Here is a 17,880-nt window from a genome sequence, read left to right as displayed (position 1 = left end):
ACATTGAAGCTTTTCAATGGGATCGAAGTGTATTAGAATATGGGTTACCTCATGATATCACATTTCAATTAATACAAGATAATTCTTTGATGAAAAATTTTGTATCTTTTACTCATATCAAATCAATAAATAGTAACGATTATAGCAAAATTCAAGATGTATTAAGTGCAATTAAAAAACAATTAGATGATTTGTCTAATCAAGGGCGAATGCATATAGTAGAATCATATCAGTTTGACTTGGAAGATTTAAAACAAGGTAGATTAACGCAAGCGCCATATCTGATTTAGAACGATCATTAATCAGTTATGTAATATTAAACTTTTTTAATCTGACTATGAGATTTTAAGGATTTGCAAGCATGACTAACAAAGAGCTTAATCAGAGGCAACAGCAAACTGATGTAAGTACAGACAGCGATGCTAGCAACACTTCAGAGCGTCCAAGACATGATGAACTATTTAAAAAGGTCATGAGTGAGCCTGTAGCTGCTCGTGAGTTTTTAGAGCATTATTTGCCAGCGTCGTTTAAGGACAAGATTAATCTAAATAGTGTTAAAATAGAGAAAGAAAGTTTTGTTACTGAGGATTTACGCAAAAGACTTAGTGATGTCGTGTACTCTGTTTCTGTAAAAAAGAATAATATTAAAGATAGTACTACTGAAAGTGCTAATAATGACAAAGCTTACGTTTACGTTCTGATCGAGCATCAGTCTAGTAGTGATTACTGGATTGCTTTTAGACTTTGGCAATATATGCTTTTATTATGCGAAAGGCATAAGGACGCCAATAAAAATAAAAGTAATAGCACAGAAGAAAAAGATAACAAGCTTCCTCTAATATGTCCTATAGTGGTATATGCAAATGATAAGCCTTATAATGCTCCAAGGAGCTTTTGGGAGTTATTTGAAGATAGCAAAACTGCTAAGGAAATAATGGGTGACGAGTATTTACTTGTTGATTTGCAAAAACAAAGTGATAATGAGATAGAGCAAAAGAAGCATCTTGGTATGATGGAGTATATGCTTAAACATATCAAAGCTCGTGATATCTTAAATCTATGGCAAAGTCTACTTGAGAAGTTTGAAAGTAGTATTGAAGTAGATAAGGAAAATGGCTACATTTACATTAAGTGGTTATGTGATGCTAAGGTATCTGAAGATAAACAAGTAGAACTAGCTAAAATCATAGCTAAGCACTTAAAAAAGGAAGATCAAGAGGGAGAACTATTGCTGATAAATATATTGATGAGGGAATGCAAAAAGGTATGGTCCAAGGCATGCAGATTGGGGAGGCTCGAGGCATGCAGATTGGGGAAGCTAAAGGTTTACAGATTGGTAGAAACGAAGGAAAGTATGAAGTAGCTAAAAATATGCTTGCCAATAATTTGTAAAACTCTACACGGGCTGTTGAAAAAGTTATAAAAAGAAGTAGAAAAGAGTTAATCTAAGGAATAAGCTGTATTTTTATGCTTAAATGAAGGTGTAAAGATGCAGGGTTATAAGCTTGATCAAAGTGTGAGATGTAATAGCCTTAGCTTAAGGCACATGATACCTAATGATCATTTATTAGTGAGGATTCATGAAGCTAAAGAATTAGAGTTTTCTTTTATCTATGAAATAACTAAGAATCGTTATTGTGCTAATTACGGACGTCCATCAATTGATCCTGTATTATTTTTTAGGATGCAAATAATAAGTTACTTATATGGTATAAAGTCAAATAGACGATTATGTAAAGAAATTCAGTTAAATATAGCATATAGGTGGTTTTGTGGTTTAAGTTTAGAGGATAAAGTACCGGATCATTCATCATTAAGTAGGATAAGAGATAGATTTGGGGTAGAACTATTTCAAGAAATATTTATAAGCTTGATTAAGCAATGGTATGAACTAGATATTATAAAAGGAGAAACAATTATTTCAGATGCCTCTTTAGTTGAATCTAATGCCTCTATGAATAGCCTAATATTAAGAAAAGATCAAGGTGATTCACAAAAGAGAGAATTAAAAAAATATGAACGTCGTTATCATGATTTCCGAGAAGGGAAAAAAGTAAGGAAAATATCTAATCAAACTCATGTCAGTAGGACAGATCCTGATTGTAGTCTTGTATCAAGAACTAATGGTTATAAAAAGCTATGTTATAAGACCCACTACTCAATTGATTCAGATTCACGTATTATAATAGATTGTTATGTAAGTACAGGATCACAACATGAGTGTATTGTACTTCCAAGTAGAGTTTGGAATATATTAAATAATTTTTCTTTTAGAGTAAAAGAATGGATAGCAGACAAAGGTTATGGTAGAGGTCCAACCTATGGATATTTTAAATTACTTGGAATTACAACTTATATACCTTTACATGTAGATAATCTTGGTGAAGGAAAAATAAGTAGGGGGGAATTTCAATATGATAGAGAACAGGATAGATATAAGTGTCCACAGGGACATTATCTTTATCCGTATGATAAATTAGATAAAAAACAAATAAAACGTTATCGTATTACAGGAGGGCATTGTAAAAATTGCTCTCTAAAATCAGGTTGTATTTCTGATAATTATAGTAATAGAGGACGATTTATTTATCGTAATCCTTATCAGGATGAAATAGATGAGGTAAAGGTCAGACAGAATAGAATTGATTTTAAGAAAAAACTAATTGAGAGAAAGTGGAAAATAGAAGGTCTATTTGGTGAAGCTAAGGAGAATCATGGTTTACGAGGAGCAAAATTTAGAAGTGTACAGAAAACACAGATTCAAATACTGATGATTGCGATAGTACAAAATTTTAAACGGATACTTAAAATTATTTTTTGGTTTTTTTATCTACTGCTATTAAAGATAAAAAAATATTAAAGTATTTGCAACCTTGTTGATTTTTTCAACAGCCCGGTCAACTACTACAACATAGGAATAAGGGGTGTACGGAAACGTTCGTTTTTAGACATATAGAGTTTTGCTCTTTTTTACTACTTTTTGCTTTTGTCGTTCTATGTGATGTTTTACTACTTGATTTAATTCTTCACGTCTTTTTTTATAATTGTAGGTAATATTGTTCTCTGTTTTTATATCTGTGTTTTTATCGATGATGCTAGTAGTATCATATGAGCGGGATAATTGCATATTTTAGATCCTAATAATTATTTATGTAAAATACAGATGAAAAGGAACTCTGTAGATGTCAGATAATTAAGATTTTTTAGGTTTAAAGAATTTGTTAGTTTTTGGCGGCACTTCTTCTTTAGTCACTAAAGTAGCAGGGGTGCCATCTAGGTTAAAGCGTTGTTTACCTTCGACTAGTAATTTTTTGTATCTTTTATCAGAGCAATATCTTCTAAAGAATCTGTGAATTTGTTGTTTTGAGAAATTCTCTTTTTCTGTATCTATAATTTCCTTGTGAATACCTATAGCTAAAGGTTTTGCTTTCATTGCGAAACATAGAGGGTATTTTGTTTGTAATAATTTTAAAACTTGTTTGTATTCTTTTTTCCATCGTGTCAGTTTAGCTTGGACAGCTTCTTGTTGCTCAGCAGTTAATGCTTGGACTTTTGCAACTTTATTGTGTTGAGCATTAGGTTTGACACTGTTAGTAGGTTGGGTACTACCAGTTTTTTGCTGTAATGCATGCTTATCGATGACTACTACTTGTTTTTGTGGTAGCTGAGGTAGAATAGCTTGTATCGGTATTTTAAGCTTCAATGTAGATCTTGCAGTTTGCATAACGTTTTACTACTCGTTTCTTAGTTTGTTGATTTCAGCAATAGATAAACCAGTAACCTTGGAAATAAAATCAGGATCAGAGTCAGCTGAAAGCATATTTTTTGCCACTTCTATTGATTTAGTATATTCGCCTTCAGCTTTTCCTCTAGCTTCAGCGGATTCAATCATGAAATCTTCGACAGCTTTGTTATCCATGATGCGTTTAATTTCCTGCTCATAAGCAAGGAGTTCTGCTGCATGCCAGTTAAACTGATTTAATGCTTCATAAGCACGCCCTACTACAAGATCACTACCTATAATTTTCTGCAGGTCAGCTTCACTTGTGTTAGCAGCATATTTAAAGAAATAGCACCATTTTTCGGTAATAGTTTTTAAGTCTTCAATTTTATCTATATTAAATTTAGGTAGTTCAATAAAGCTAAAAGAGAAATCCTTTAAGTCATGTTCAAAAGTAACTTTATCAAGGATGACATGATGAGAGATATAATCAGCTTTATCAGGGAAGATAATATAATCACTAATAGCAATAAAGATGACTTCCTTGAGGTTAGCTAGAGACCGTTTTGTTTTTGTCCTTGGGATAATTGTCGGGAATAGGCTTTAGCAGCATAATATTGAGCTCTTTTCTCAAAGCCTTTAGCAGGAGATACTTGCATTTCTACGATGATTTGCGTGCCATTTTGAGCTTTACAAAGGACATCAACAAGAGATTGCTTTTTATAAGCAATATCAGGGTCTTGAATAGGAGTTAAGAAAGTAACATCCTGTATTTGTTCATCACCTTTAAATCCCATGATATCATTGATGAAGTGGATAAGAATATCTTTGTTTTTTTCAGAACCAAAGATTTTCTTGAAGGCGACATCATTTTTAGGATCGAGGAACTTTGAAACTGCCATGATTAGTTACCAATATTTGTATGTGCATTATATTATAACACAAAATATAAGATAAGTAAGTTATAAAAATAATTGCGTAGATGTTGTTGATTGATATTTATATTCCCATCTGCCGTAAAGCAAGGTGCAAGGAACCTTGTATTTAAGTAGAACCCAGAGTATGGGTTCTACTATTTACATTTTTACATTATATAATATAGATTCTTTAAGTTATTGTAATTTTTTTAGCTTTACTTTGTTCTTTTTTAGGTATTTTAATAGATAAGATACCATCCTTAAATTGTGCTTCTATATGTTCTTCATCAATATTAGATGGTAAACTAATAGAACGGTAGAAAGAGCCATAATATCGTTCCTGCATATGATAATTATGATCTTTCTTTTCAGAAGATTGTTCTTTTGTACCTTCAATAGTTAGGATGTGACTGTCTATTTTAAGATCAATATTATCTTGTGTGATGCCTGGTAATTCCATTTCTAGATTATACTCAGAGTCATTTTCCATAATATCAGTTTTCGGTGATAACATTCTTTCATTGTTGTAAGAGGAAGGATAAGAAAAAGAAGCTATTTCATTAAAGAAGTTATTAAAGACATCATCAATATAGCTTCTTTTATTAGAGTTATTTTGTAGTTCTGATTTATTTCTAATACGTGGTAAATTAAAAGCCATAAAAACCTCCTATTTAAGTTAAATAAAATTAAATAATAACAAATTAATAATCAAAAAAGTTTTAATTATTCGTTATGCTCTTTATTGAACAGGTATTTCTTTAGCATTTTGGTTTTTGAGTTCAATTCTAGGCAAAGTAATGGTCAAGATGCCATTTTTTAGCTTAGAAGAAATAGACTTTTGATCAATATCATCATATAGAGACATAACATAATTAAAGTTTTTATTTAAATGATCAGTAGCACTATTTGCTTTAGTATCGTCAATGTTACCTTCAATAAAAAGCTTATGATTATTTACTTTAAGTTTAATGTGACTTTTATCATAGCCTGGTACTTCTAGGACTAGGATATATTGTTTGTCTTGAGGAATGAATTTACTTTTTATAGCACTTGAGTCATAGATAGATAATCTATCATCAAATATACTATTCCAGTAATAATCAAAGGCAGAGAAAGGACGATTAATAAAATCTAATGGATGACGTAAATAAATAGTATAATGATTATTATTTGATGTTTTTTTATCCTCAGCCGCAATTGCTGGATTGACCAATAAAATGACAGTAATGCAAGTTATTAAATATAATTTAATATTGTTGTATAACATAATTATCTTCTTTTACTTCAATTTGACTATATAAGGTTAATTTATAGAATCTATAGAATCGTAACATAATTATATATCTTTAGATATAGTTTTAGAATAGAAAAATTCAAGTAATTATTGCTGACGTTTATATCCTCCGAGGAATCTAATAAGGTGTAGAAATAGGTTAATAAAGTCTAGATATAAGTTAAAAGCAGCTACAATAGACATTTTTTGTGCTAAATGATTGTCAGTATTAGTGAAGTAGAAAGATTTAATTTTTTGAGTATCCCAGACTATTAGTCCAATAAAGATGATTACTCCTAGAAAAGAAGAAGCAAAATATACAGCAGGACTTTGTAAGAAAAGATTAATAAGTGAAGTAAGCAGTAAACCGACAAGTCCCATTAAAAAGAAAGAACCCCAAGAAGTAAGATCCTTATTAGTGTTATATCCATATAAGCTCATCATACCAAAGACAGCAGCACAGATAAAGAAAGTTCTAGCAATAGATATGGTAGTATAGATAAGAAATAGGTAAGATAAAGACATGCCTACTAGAACTGCGTATATCCAGAATAAGATTTGTGCCGATTGAATAGATAATTTAGAGAAGCCAAAGAAGAAATATGAGCAATAGTTAAAGGGGCAAAAGCAACAATAGAGCCAAAAGTAGTATTAAACATTAAGTTTACAAGTGGTGTCCAAGAAATTGTGATAATAGCAGTACTACCAGTTAATAGCAGAGCTACAGCCATAAGGTTATAAACCTTTAACATAAATTGTCTCAGACCTTCATCATGAGTTTTAGAAGTAGTATGTGTAGTAGTAGTGTAATCAATCATAGGTAAAAATTGTTGAATATATGTTTATGATTCAAATTATAAATATAATAATAAGATTTTTTAGTTTCAAGGTTATTTATTACTCTTTTTATTAGAGCAATAATGTTTAGAGTTAAGGATTAGAAATATTTATCGAATAGGAATAGGAGCAAAGAGATGAAGATACTAAAGAGCAGGCAAGAGGTTAGAGGGCAGAAAAAAGAGAAGTTACCTTTTTGAAAGAAAAAGTCACCTGGTAGACGTCCAAGTTTAAGATAAGGGATGAGAGGATAGATAAGTCCAATGGTGGTTATGAGTAATCCAAGTATTATGAAGAATTTCTGCATATAAGAACCTGATAATTATAGTTAATAATTATTTTATAAGGAGTGATTGTCCTTTGATTTTCCATTTATCAATAATTTTAGGATTAAGTATTAATTGCTCTTTACAATCGAGTAGCATTCCGTAGAGAATATGGGCATTATTTGGGTGCAGATAATCAAGACCTGCTTTGACAAATAACCCCCCAAGCATAATCTTTTTTCTGCTATCTGCTTTACGATCAAAGGTGGTAGCTTTTTGATATTGCATACGAGTATACCATAGTTTTTTTACAATAGATTTAATCAGTTTTGGTGTTGTCTGATTTTGGTTTACTGGTTAAATTCACTCTAATCTCAAGTGTTTGATACTAAACTAGTATACCGGCAATAATAATCAATAGTCAATGATAATAAAGCATCATACATATTTCTTTTACAGATATTGCGGGGGTTCTTTTAAGGGGGGCAGCAAGCCCCCTTAATGCACTTTCGCGTTTTGTTGGCACAAAACGCTATGCGCTCAGTGTGTATAAAACTATAGATAAAGAAAGTGGAGAAGCTATTAGTATTACTTATGATTTTAGCAAAAAACAAGGAGTAGTATATAGTAAGATATTTGTATCTAAAGAATTTCAGGATATAGCATGGTTAAAAGATAGAGAGTTATTATGGAATGCAGCTGAAGCAAGAGAGAGAAGAGCTGATTCAAGGCCTGGTGCTGAGATAGAATTTGCATTGCCTAAAGAAGTAAATAAGGAAGATAATATTAGATTAGTTGAGGAATATGTTCAAAAATGGATAGTATCACGAGGCATAGTATGTGACGTTAATATTCACTATGACAATCCTGATAATCCACATGTGCATATACAGTATTTAACAAGAAGGTTAGGGCGTTTAGAGAATGGGGAAGTAGTAATTGGAAAGGTAAAAGATAGAGAGTTAGAAAGTCCAAGAGTCTTATATTTTCTAAGAGAAGAATGTGAGATAGCAACTAATAAGCTGTATGAGGAAGTAGGTTTACCATTTAGAGTCAGTAGTAAGTCATATAAAGCACTTGGTATAGATCAAGAGCCGACCAAGCATAGAGGAGTAACTAATCATATGCAAGGCACGGAGTTAGAAGAAAAAAACAAAGAAATAATAGCTGAGAATGCACAGAAGATATATGAGAATCCAGAGATAGTATTTGGTCGTATTTCATATACGAAGCCAGTGTTTACTAAAGAAGATATAGCTATAGCATTATCAGATGCTTTGATGGTGCATCTAGTATCGAAAGGTAGTGATATTGCTAAGGAACAAGAAGCTATTAGAGAGTTTGGTAAGAGACTCGTTCAGGAGTGCGGTAGTAGTGAAAATGCGTCACAAAATATAGAGAATAATTCAGTAGCAAATACGGCTAACGACCAAGCAGATAGTAGAGCTAACAACCCAGCTATCGAGCATCTGAACAAAGAATATGGAGAAGAGTTCTTAAGACTCTATAATCAGCTATTGGTATCTGACAAGATAGAGCTGATGGATCAAAAAGATTTGATGGGAAGAACGCTATACTCCTTAAAATCTAGAGTAAATTTAGAGCGTCGTTATATATCTGCTATAGAAGAGTTAAATGCTAAGGAAGAGCATAATCTTAATATTAACGCTGAGAGTTTAGAAAGAAATAGTCTCAAAGAACAAATAGGCGATTTGGTAAATGTAGTAGGAGCAAACCTACAAAATAAATTTAACGATAAAATAGGAGGTAGTTTAGGCTTAAAGCTTAATGTATTTGGCAGTAAGAACCACGTGTTCAGTAGTGAGCAGATTGACGCAATCTTGTCTGTCTGCAACGGCTCAGATATCAGCATACTTGAAGGTAATCCTGGAGCTGGTGAGACTTTTGTAATGAGAGAGATAGTACGGCAGTACAAGAAGGAAGGATTTAAGGTGGTAGGGGTTTATTCTGATTATCAAAAACGTCGTGAACAGACAAGATTAGCGGATATTGCAAGAGAAGCAGAAAGCAAGACATTAATATCACATACGGAGCAAATTAAGCATGAGATAGCATCTGAGGTGTTTGTAGCCTTAGAAAAAGATCAGAAATTTTTTGTAGCACTAAATGGCAACATCAAATATAGAACATTTAATTATGAATTCCAGGACTTAGCACAGCAAGCTCTTGAACACAAGGAACAAGAACTTTTACCTAAATTAAAAGATATAGCAGCAGTAGAGCAGCATGGAGTCTTCAGCACGCAAGACATATTAGTACAGCTTAAGAATAGTAAAAATCTAGAAGAGACATATAAGCATTTTGATAGAAGTTTAGAGAGTTATCAGTTAGAGACTCAGTATCAGATGATTCAGCAAGACAAAGCTCACGCTAAGACAATCGATGAAATGTTAACTGCAATTAGCCGTGAACATGAATTCTTTAAGTCTCTTGATGGGAATCTTAAATACGCAGAGCAATATGATAGTAGTTTATTATCTGCGATATCAAATGCTAAGACTATAGAGCAAGATAAGTTAATTAGTAATATGCATAATATGGTAGTATATGCCCAAAAACATGGTATATTAAAGGATTACGAGATACTAAATCAATTTAACTCTTCTGATAGTCATAATGTGCTTAAGAATTTAAGTAAAACATGTGAGAAGCATTATATGGATCATCACAATGAGAATATAAAGCAGCTATTAGATGATGAGCATGTGATGGTAGGCACTAAGAAATATTCATGCCCACTTAAATACATGAAGCATGAGATGCAGAATAATATCCCAGGCTTTGTAGATGAGAAGCATGTAGCATCAACCTTTGCTAAGGTCAAAGCAGAAGTTAAAGAACTCCGCTTAGAAAGGGAGCTAGAGCATACGATGATTATGAGGTTATAAGGATTTGCAAGTATGACTAATGAAGAGCATAATAATCAACAACAGCAAAAAGACTTAGAAAATAGCGGTGCTTCTGAGCGTCCAAGGCATGATGCACTCATTCGTAAGGCTCTAGAGAATCCAATAGTAGCTAAAGAGTTCTTTGAAATGCATCTTCCAAAAGAGATTCAGGCTATGTTCTTGCCTCATACTCTTAAAATGGAAAAAGAAAGCTTTGTTGAAGCAGACCTTAGACACTCTATATCCGATATTCTATTCTCAGCTAAGTTTAATGATGATACTGGATATTTTTGGATTCTTTTAGAGCATCAAAGTACTCCTGATCACTTCATGGCTTTTAGGCTATTTAAATATATGACTGATATTGCATCAAGGCATTTAACTCTTCATCCTAAATCTAAGTATCTGCCTTTCGTATATCCGTTAATATTTTACAACGGCAAAAAGAAATACAATGCTCCAAAGAATATTTGGGAACTATTTAAAAATAAACAGCTGGTGCAAGATATTTGGACTAAGGACCATCAGGTGATTAATATTCATGACATCCCTGATGAGGAATTAAAGAAAAAAGCTTGGTCAGGAATATTGCAATTCTTCATGAAGCATATTCATGAGAGAGATCTACTTAAAAGATGGTATGAGGTAGCTGACCTCTTACCTGAATTCGCTAAACTCAATATCGGTATTGATTACCTAGAACTGATATTAACCTATACATTGATTAAAATTAACAAATCTGATAAAATAGAACTAGAAAAAATATTAAAGTCTCGTCTTAATACCGAACAAGGAGAAAAACTTATGACTAGCTTAGCTCAGCATTGGAAAGAAGAAGGTGTACAACAAGGCATGCAGATTGGCGAAGCTCGAGGCATGCAGATTGGCGAAGCTCGAGGCATGCAGATTGGCGAAGCGAAAGGAAAATATGAAGTAGCTAAAAATATGCTTTCTGCTGGTTCTGATATTTCTTTTATCTCTAAAGTTACAGGACTTTCTATTTCTGAAATCAACCAGCTTCTCAAGTCCTAATTCTTAAGTCAAAGGGTTACAACCCCTTTGACTTAGAACCAGTCACGTAAAATATTGTAATTAGAAAAGATAGGTAGTATGTTAGCATCCAAAAGGGAGAAGATGCTAGGATACACAAGCGACATGAGCGATGAAGAGTGGGGATTAATAGAAGAAATAATCAATAAAAGAAAAGGGAAGCAAGGTCGTCCGCCCCCTAAGGATGCGCAAGGCTATTATGGAATGGGATATTTTATATAACCAAGAACGGCTGTTTTTGGAGAGATTTGCCTAAAGATTTTGGTCCATGGAAATGAGTATTTAATTACTTTAATAGGTTAAAACATAGAGGAGTAATTGAGGATTTGATGAATAGTGCAAGAAGTATAAGTAAGACTTCAATTAGGCAAAGAATCAAGTCCTAGTATAGGAATCATCGATAGTCAAAGCGAAGGACACGTTCTTTTAAAAAATGAAGAGAAAGGATATGATGGAGGGAAAAAGGTAACAGGGAGAAAACGTCATATAGTTGTAGATACTTTAGGTTATCCTATTAATATTGATGTACATAGTGCTACTCCTCATGATAGTAATTGTGCTAAGATATTATTATTTGGGTTAAAGGAGAAGTTCCCAAGACTTATCAAGATCTTAGCTGATCGCGGTTATCAGGGAAATTTGCAATAATGGTTTTATCGCCATACTAGAGGATGTTTGCTTAGTGTTATTAAACCTGATAATGGTACAAAAGGATTTCAGGTTCAGCTTGAAGGATTTGATGATAAAGTAATATCCTTATATGCTCGGGGAATAACCATTAGGGAAATATAGCTAGACCATAGTAAATAGGTACAGTTAAATAAACTTTAGTACGTGTTCTACAGCCATACTGATATCTTTGAATTGCCCCGTAACTTTTCTTATTTCGTTCTTAATCTTAAACCAATAATGTTCTATAGGATTTAAGTCTGGGCTATATGTAGGTAAGAATAAAATTCTGCACCCAACCGACTCGATTAATTTGTAAAACTCTACACGGGCTGTTGAAAAAATCAACAAGGTTGCAAATACTTTAATATTTTTTTATCTTTAATAGCAGTAGATAAAAAAACCAAAAAATAATTTTAAGTATCCGTTTAAAATTTTGTACTATCGCAATCATCAGTATTTGAATCTGTGTTTTCTGTACACTTCTAAATTTTGCTCCTCGTAAACCATGATTCTCCTTAGCTTCACCAAATAGACCTTCTATTTTCCACTTTCTCTCAATTAGTTTTTTCTTAAAATCAATTCTATTCTGTCTGACCTTTACCTCATCTATTTCATCCTGATAAGGATTACGATAAATAAATCGTCCTCTATTACTATAATTATCAGAAATACAACCTGATTTTAGAGAGCAATTTTTACAATGCCCTCCTGTAATACGATAACGTTTTATTTGTTTTTTATCTAATTTATCATACGGATAAAGATAATGTCCCTGTGGACACTTATATCTATCCTGTTCTCTATCATATTGAAATTCCCCCCTACTTATTTTTCCTTCACCAAGATTATCTACATGTAAAGGTATATAAGTTGTAATTCCAAGTAATTTAAAATATCCATAGGTTGGACCTCTACCATAACCTTTGTCTGCTATCCATTCTTTTACTCTAAAAGAAAAATTATTTAATATATTCCAAACTCTACTTGGAAGTACAATACACTCATGTTGTGATCCTGTACTTACATAACAATCTATTATAATACGTGAATCTGAATCAATTGAGTAGTGGGTCTTATAACATAGCTTTTTATAACCATTAGTTCTTGATACAAGACTACAATCAGGATCTGTCCTACTGACATGAGTTTGATTAGATATTTTCCTTACTTTTTTCCCTTCTCGGAAATCATGATAACGACGTTCATATTTTTTTAATTCTCTCTTTTGTGAATCACCTTGATCTTTTCTTAATATTAGGCTATTCATAGAGGCATTAGATTCAACTAAAGAGGCATCTGAAATAATTGTTTCTCCTTTTATAATATCTAGTTCATACCATTGCTTAATCAAGCTTATAAATATTTCTTGAAATAGTTCTACCCCAAATCTATCTCTTATCCTACTTAATGATGAATGATCCGGTACTTTATCCTCTAAACTTAAACCACAAAACCACCTATATGCTATATTTAACTGAATTTCTTTACATAATCGTCTATTTGACTTTATACCATATAAGTAACTTATTATTTGCATCCTAAAAAATAATACAGGATCAATTGATGGACGTCCGTAATTAGCACAATAACGATTCTTAGTTATTTCATAGATAAAAGAAAACTCTAATTCTTTAGCTTCATGAATCCTCACTAATAAATGATCATTAGGTATCATGTGCCTTAAGCTAAGGCTATTACATCTCACACTTTGATCAAGCTTATAACCCTGCATCTTTACACCTTCATTTAAGCATAAAAATACAGCTTATTCCTTAGATTAACTCTTTTCTACTTCTTTTTATAACTTTTTCAACAGCCCGAAGATTTAATCTTACAGACAACGACACATCTGCTCTAGATTATCATAGAGAGTAGTCCTTTTAACATTGAATGTCCGGCATATTGCAGCTTTGCTTGTGCCGGATTTCAGTGCCTCACTAATTGCTTGCATTTTTTCAGGTGAGATAACTCGGGGTCTTCCTCCTGTTTTTCCCCGTTGCTTAGCAGATTTTAAACCTGCCATAATTCTTTCTTTTGTAAGTGCTCGTTCATATTGAGCAAGAGCTCCAAAAACACTGAATAAAAACTCACCGTGAGGGGTTGTTGTGTCCATTTGTTCGGTTATGGATTTAAAGCCAATATTTTTCTGTTTAAAGCCATCAATAAGCGTAATAAGATGAGACAATGATCGCCCGAGTCTATCTAACTTCCATACAATGAGACAATCGCCATCTTGTAAATAATCAAGAGCTTCTTGTAATCCTTTTCTATTATCTTTTGCTCCGCTTACCTTATCTTGAAAAATATGTCTTGGATCGACGCCTTCTTTAATAAGTGCATCATATTGAAGATCGAACACTTGGTGTTCATTTTCACTAGAAACTCTCATATATCCAACTAGCATGTACGGAAAACCCCTTTTAGTTAATTATCGCACAGCAAAGCAATACGACATTGTTTGTCGTATATAAATAGCTAATTTTTTGGTATTTGTAAATAGATGATAGTTAATATGTCGTAAAACACATGTTTTTAGTCATACTGCACATGCAATCCAATTATGCACAAATATATTTTCTTTGTTCATTACAATAGCTTTTGACCAAAAACAATATTTAAGATAGAGTAAAATCAAATCCACTAACTTCTCAAATTTTCAAAAAATGAAATCACAGTATCAGAACTTCCAGAAACACCTAAACGGAAACTACAGTAATCAAGAATCTATTTTAAATGCAAACGCAAGCAGTGCTATAACAGACGAGGCACTAAATCAAGACAATAGGATTTGTTACAAAAAAAGAAGGGAAGAATTAAATAGAAGAGTTAAAAGTTTACTTGAGCAAAAGAAGCAAGTATCGCAGGCTAGAAACTAGAACAAAAAATTAAGTAAAGATATAGATGGAAAGTAGTAGAATCTACTACTTTCCAAAAAGAATAGTTAGGATTTAGATTTAAGAAGGTTGTTGAGTTCAGAGATAGAAAGCCCAGTAACTTTAGATATAAAAGAGATATCAGAACCAGCATTATACATATTTTTGGCTACTTCATATTTCCCCTCATTTCTACCAATCTGTAAGCCTTTAGCTTCCCCAATCTGCATGCCTTCATTTCTACCAATCTGCATGCCTTGGACCATACCTTTTTGTACGCCCTCATCAATATATTTATCAGCAATAGTTCTCATAAGTCCCTCTTGATCTTCTTTTTTTAAGTGCTTGGTATGATCCTAGCTAGCTCTACTTGTTTATCTTCAGACACCTTAGCATCACTATACCACAATAACCATTTAATGTAAATGTAGCCATTTTCCTTATCTATTTCAATACTGCTTTCAAACTTCTCAAATAGACTTTGCCAGAGATTTAAGATATCACGAGCTTTGATATGTTTAAGCATATACTCCATCATACCAAGATGCTGCTTTTTCTCTATCTCATCATCACTTTGTTTTTGTAAGTCTACAAGTAAATACTCATCACCCATCAAATCTTTAGCAGTCTTGCTATCTTCAAATAATTCCCAAAAGCTTCTCGGAGCAGTATACGGCTGATCATTTGCATATACTACTATAGGACATATTAGAGGAAGCTTATTATCTTTTCCCTGTTTGATATGGCTTTGTTCGGAAGGGTATCTGTTGGTCTTTTTTAGACGTAATTATCCTATTTTGACTGTGACACATTTACCGAATGAATTCCATAAATTTATAATATTGGTAATAACAATTGCTTCATGTTTTTGTGATGATATTTATTCTTGATACGCACAGCAAGTTTATTGCAAAACTGTTTGACCTCTAATGGTATCTGTGAAAATAAATCACATAGATGATCAAAACTTGGTACTGGAATCTCAAGACCCTTGCCCGCCATAGATCCTCAAAGTAACCTGTTATTTGACGCTGCCCGAAACCAAATAAACGATATAATGTATAAATTAGTTGTATATATGGTACTTGGTATGTCGTTGTCCTCCCAGATTCTCCCTCTACGTAAGGTTGGGTATTAATAAACAAAGACTCTAAATCACCTTCAGGAAAATACAGGCTGACCATCCCTCTTTTTCTTAAACTATCGTTATATTGTGACCAATTGGTTATTTTATATCTCGGCTTATCTATTTTTCTTGGCAAACCTGTTTTTGTTCTTTCTTTGTATGGCATTTTTAATTTATAACTTATCTATTCCAGAATATTATATGGTATTCTCTACATACTACCATTCCTTTTTTATTACCCTTCCGAACAAAGCCGTTTAGATTGGGATTACGAAAAAACAAGAGTGCATGTTTATGGATTGATTGAAGGGATGAAGATATCCTCTATTTACGGTCCTCGTAACATTGAAGCTTTTCAATGGGATCGAAGTGTATTAGAATATGGGTTACCTCATGATATCACATTTCAATTAATACAAGATAATTCTTTGATGAAAAATTTTGTATCTTTTACTCATATCAAATCAATAAATAGTAACGATTATAGCAAAATTCAAGATGTATTAAGTGCAATTAAAAAACAATTAGATGATTTGTCTAATCAAGGGCGAATGCATATAGTAGAATCATATCAGTTTGACTTGGAAGATTTAAAACAAGGTAGATTAACGCAAGCGCCATATCTGATTTAGAACGATCATTAATCAGTTATGTAATATTAAACTTTTTTAATCTGACTATGAGATTTTAAGGATTTGCAAGCATGACTAACAAAGAGCTTAATCAGAGGCAACAGCAAACTGATGTAAGTACAGACAGCGATGCTAGCAACACTTCAGAGCGTCCAAGACATGATGAACTATTTAAAAAGGTCATGAGTGAGCCTGTAGCTGCTCGTGAGTTTTTAGAGCATTATTTGCCAGCGTCGTTTAAGGACAAGATTAATCTAAATAGTGTTAAAATAGAGAAAGAAAGTTTTGTTACTGAGGATTTACGCAAAAGACTTAGTGATGTCGTGTACTCTGTTTCTGTAAAAAAGAATAATATTAAAGATAGTACTACTGAAAGTGCTAATAATGACAAAGCTTACGTTTACGTTCTGATCGAGCATCAGTCTAGTAGTGATTACTGGATTGCTTTTAGACTTTGGCAATATATGCTTTTATTATGCGAAAGGCATAAGGACGCCAATAAAAATAAAAGTAATAGCACAGAAGAAAAAGATAACAAGCTTCCTCTAATATGTCCTATAGTGGTATATGCAAATGATAAGCCTTATAATGCTCCAAGGAGCTTTTGGGAGTTATTTGAAGATAGCAAAACTGCTAAGGAAATAATGGGTGACGAGTATTTACTTGTTGATTTGCAAAAACAAAGTGATAATGAGATAGAGCAAAAGAAGCATCTTGGTATGATGGAGTATATGCTTAAACATATCAAAGCTCGTGATATCTTAAATCTATGGCAAAGTCTACTTGAGAAGTTTGAAAGTAGTATTGAAGTAGATAAGGAAAATGGCTACATTTACATTAAGTGGTTATGTGATGCTAAGGTATCTGAAGATAAACAAGTAGAACTAGCTAAAATCATAGCTAAGCACTTAAAAAAGGAAGATCAAGAGGGAGAACTATTGCTGATAAATATATTGATGAGGGAATGCAAAAAGGTATGGTCCAAGGCATGCAGATTGGGGAGGCTCGAGGCATGCAGATTGGGGAAGCTAAAGGTTTACAGATTGGTAGAAACGAAGGAAAGTATGAAGTAGCTAAAAATATGCTTGCCAATAATTTGTAAAACTCTACACGGGCTGTTGAAAAAGTTATAAAAAGAAGTAGAAAAGAGTTAATCTAAGGAATAAGCTGTATTTTTATGCTTAAATGAAGGTGTAAAGATGCAGGGTTATAAGCTTGATCAAAGTGTGAGATGTAATAGCCTTAGCTTAAGGCACATGATACCTAATGATCATTTATTAGTGAGGATTCATGAAGCTAAAGAATTAGAGTTTTCTTTTATCTATGAAATAACTAAGAATCGTTATTGTGCTAATTACGGACGTCCATCAATTGATCCTGTATTATTTTTTAGGATGCAAATAATAAGTTACTTATATGGTATAAAGTCAAATAGACGATTATGTAAAGAAATTCAGTTAAATATAGCATATAGGTGGTTTTGTGGTTTAAGTTTAGAGGATAAAGTACCGGATCATTCATCATTAAGTAGGATAAGAGATAGATTTGGGGTAGAACTATTTCAAGAAAATATTATATAAGCTTGATTAAGCAATGGTATGAAC

16 protein-coding genes and 7 pseudogenes are annotated in these 17,880 nt (G+C 32.6%); 11 read left to right on the top strand and 12 right to left on the bottom strand.

The annotated features are described in order from the left end of the window. The 3 genes and pseudogenes from REIP_RS11900 to REIP_RS07930 all read left to right on the top strand — a co-directional run. The coding region (locus REIP_RS11900) for a hypothetical protein (RefSeq protein WP_045804417.1) at window positions 1-290 on the top strand (290 nt) is incomplete at its 5' end. Between the two features lie 71 nt (window positions 291-361). Next, window positions 362-1,392, top strand: a pseudogene (locus tag REIP_RS07935) (Rpn family recombination-promoting nuclease/putative transposase). A gap of 154 nt (window positions 1,393-1,546) precedes the next feature. After that, the gene (locus REIP_RS07930; protein WP_172686766.1) at window positions 1,547-2,860 is read left to right on the top strand and encodes a transposase; all 1,314 of its coding nucleotides are present in this window, start codon (window positions 1,547-1,549) and stop codon (window positions 2,858-2,860) included. Window positions 2,861-2,944: 84 nt separating this feature from the next. Here the strand turns inward: REIP_RS07930 and REIP_RS10245 are convergent, their stop codons facing one another. The 8 genes and pseudogenes from REIP_RS10245 to REIP_RS07890 form a co-directional block, all read right to left on the bottom strand. Then, window positions 2,945-3,127: a hypothetical protein gene (locus tag REIP_RS10245; RefSeq protein ID WP_082068330.1), complete on the bottom strand. Its 183-nt coding sequence runs from the start codon at window positions 3,125-3,127 to the stop codon at window positions 2,945-2,947. Between the two features lie 66 nt (window positions 3,128-3,193). Next, window positions 3,194-3,703 (bottom strand): ProQ/FINO family protein, encoded by a 510-nt coding sequence (locus tag REIP_RS08635; protein ID WP_052691127.1) that lies wholly within the window; start codon window positions 3,701-3,703, stop codon window positions 3,194-3,196. Window positions 3,704-3,733: 30 nt separating this feature from the next. Further along, window positions 3,734-4,623: pseudogene (locus tag REIP_RS08630) on the bottom strand (Rpn family recombination-promoting nuclease/putative transposase). Between the two features lie 205 nt (window positions 4,624-4,828). Then, window positions 4,829-5,296 carry an Hsp20/alpha crystallin family protein gene (locus tag REIP_RS07910; RefSeq protein ID WP_052691126.1) on the bottom strand — a complete coding sequence of 156 codons (468 nt, stop codon included), beginning with the start codon at window positions 5,294-5,296 and terminating at the stop codon, window positions 4,829-4,831. A gap of 81 nt (window positions 5,297-5,377) precedes the next feature. Then, the gene (locus tag REIP_RS07905; protein ID WP_410525712.1) at window positions 5,378-5,890 is read right to left on the bottom strand and encodes an Hsp20/alpha crystallin family protein; all 513 of its coding nucleotides are present in this window, start codon (window positions 5,888-5,890) and stop codon (window positions 5,378-5,380) included. 129 nt (window positions 5,891-6,019) lie between these two features. After that, a pseudogene (locus tag REIP_RS07900) lies at window positions 6,020-6,729 on the bottom strand (Bax inhibitor-1/YccA family protein). 119 nt (window positions 6,730-6,848) lie between these two features. Next, the gene (locus REIP_RS10240; RefSeq protein WP_082068328.1) at window positions 6,849-7,055 is read right to left on the bottom strand and encodes a DUF2905 domain-containing protein; all 207 of its coding nucleotides are present in this window, start codon (window positions 7,053-7,055) and stop codon (window positions 6,849-6,851) included. A 28-nt stretch (window positions 7,056-7,083) separates the two neighbouring features. Continuing rightward, on the bottom strand, window positions 7,084-7,302 hold the full coding sequence (locus REIP_RS07890; RefSeq protein ID WP_045804412.1) for a conjugal transfer protein TraD: 219 nt from the start codon (window positions 7,300-7,302) through the stop codon (window positions 7,084-7,086). Between the two features lie 257 nt (window positions 7,303-7,559). Between REIP_RS07890 and REIP_RS12935 the strand changes: the two genes are divergently transcribed. From REIP_RS12935 to REIP_RS13795, 5 genes are all read left to right on the top strand, one after another. Next, entirely contained in the window at window positions 7,560-9,923 is a 2,364-nt protein-coding gene (locus REIP_RS12935) for a MobA/MobL family protein (protein WP_082068327.1), read from the top strand. Window positions 9,924-9,935: 12 nt separating this feature from the next. Continuing rightward, window positions 9,936-10,955, top strand: a complete 1,020-nt coding sequence (locus tag REIP_RS07875) for an Rpn family recombination-promoting nuclease/putative transposase (protein ID WP_045804411.1) — start codon at window positions 9,936-9,938, stop codon at window positions 10,953-10,955. 102 nt (window positions 10,956-11,057) lie between these two features. Further along, on the top strand, window positions 11,058-11,195 hold the full coding sequence (locus tag REIP_RS11330; protein ID WP_156147504.1) for a hypothetical protein: 138 nt from the start codon (window positions 11,058-11,060) through the stop codon (window positions 11,193-11,195). Then, window positions 11,183-11,251, top strand: a complete 69-nt coding sequence (locus tag REIP_RS13800; protein WP_082068332.1) for a transposase — start codon at window positions 11,183-11,185, stop codon at window positions 11,249-11,251. The genes REIP_RS11330 and REIP_RS13800 overlap by 13 nt, the downstream gene beginning before the upstream one ends. Window positions 11,252-11,360: 109 nt before the next feature. Next, window positions 11,361-11,621: a transposase gene (locus tag REIP_RS13795; protein ID WP_082068331.1), complete on the top strand. Its 261-nt coding sequence runs from the start codon at window positions 11,361-11,363 to the stop codon at window positions 11,619-11,621. Window positions 11,622-11,789: 168 nt separating this feature from the next. On the opposite strand, the pseudogene REIP_RS10220 reads toward REIP_RS13795, so the two are convergent. From REIP_RS10220 to REIP_RS10215, 4 genes and pseudogenes are all read right to left on the bottom strand, one after another. Continuing rightward, window positions 11,790-11,954 (bottom strand): annotated as a pseudogene (locus tag REIP_RS10220) (transposase); the annotation flags it as partial. A gap of 52 nt (window positions 11,955-12,006) precedes the next feature. Further along, window positions 12,007-13,320: a transposase gene (locus tag REIP_RS07870; RefSeq protein ID WP_172686766.1), complete on the bottom strand. Its 1,314-nt coding sequence runs from the start codon at window positions 13,318-13,320 to the stop codon at window positions 12,007-12,009. A 156-nt stretch (window positions 13,321-13,476) separates the two neighbouring features. Further along, on the bottom strand, window positions 13,477-14,049 hold the full coding sequence (locus REIP_RS07865; protein WP_082068326.1) for a recombinase family protein: 573 nt from the start codon (window positions 14,047-14,049) through the stop codon (window positions 13,477-13,479). Between the two features lie 537 nt (window positions 14,050-14,586). Further along, a pseudogene (locus REIP_RS10215) lies at window positions 14,587-15,257 on the bottom strand (Rpn family recombination-promoting nuclease/putative transposase); the annotation flags it as partial. A gap of 671 nt (window positions 15,258-15,928) precedes the next feature. Between REIP_RS10215 and REIP_RS07840 the strand changes: the two are divergent. The 3 genes and pseudogenes from REIP_RS07840 to REIP_RS12930 form a co-directional block, all read left to right on the top strand. Further along, entirely contained in the window at window positions 15,929-16,276 is a 348-nt protein-coding gene (locus tag REIP_RS07840) for a hypothetical protein (protein ID WP_156147503.1), read from the top strand. Window positions 16,277-16,347: 71 nt separating this feature from the next. Further along, window positions 16,348-17,378, top strand: a pseudogene (locus REIP_RS07835) (Rpn family recombination-promoting nuclease/putative transposase). Window positions 17,379-17,628: 250 nt separating this feature from the next. Continuing rightward, window positions 17,629-17,841 (top strand): annotated as a pseudogene (locus REIP_RS12930) (transposase); the annotation flags it as partial. Window positions 17,842-17,880 lie beyond the last annotated feature (39 nt).

The organism is Rickettsia endosymbiont of Ixodes pacificus, from assembly GCF_000965155.1.
GTDB lineage: Bacteria > Pseudomonadota > Alphaproteobacteria > Rickettsiales > Rickettsiaceae > Rickettsia > Rickettsia tamurae.
Note: the sequence above shows the minus strand (reverse complement) of the source record. Positions and strands in the feature narration are given on the sequence as shown.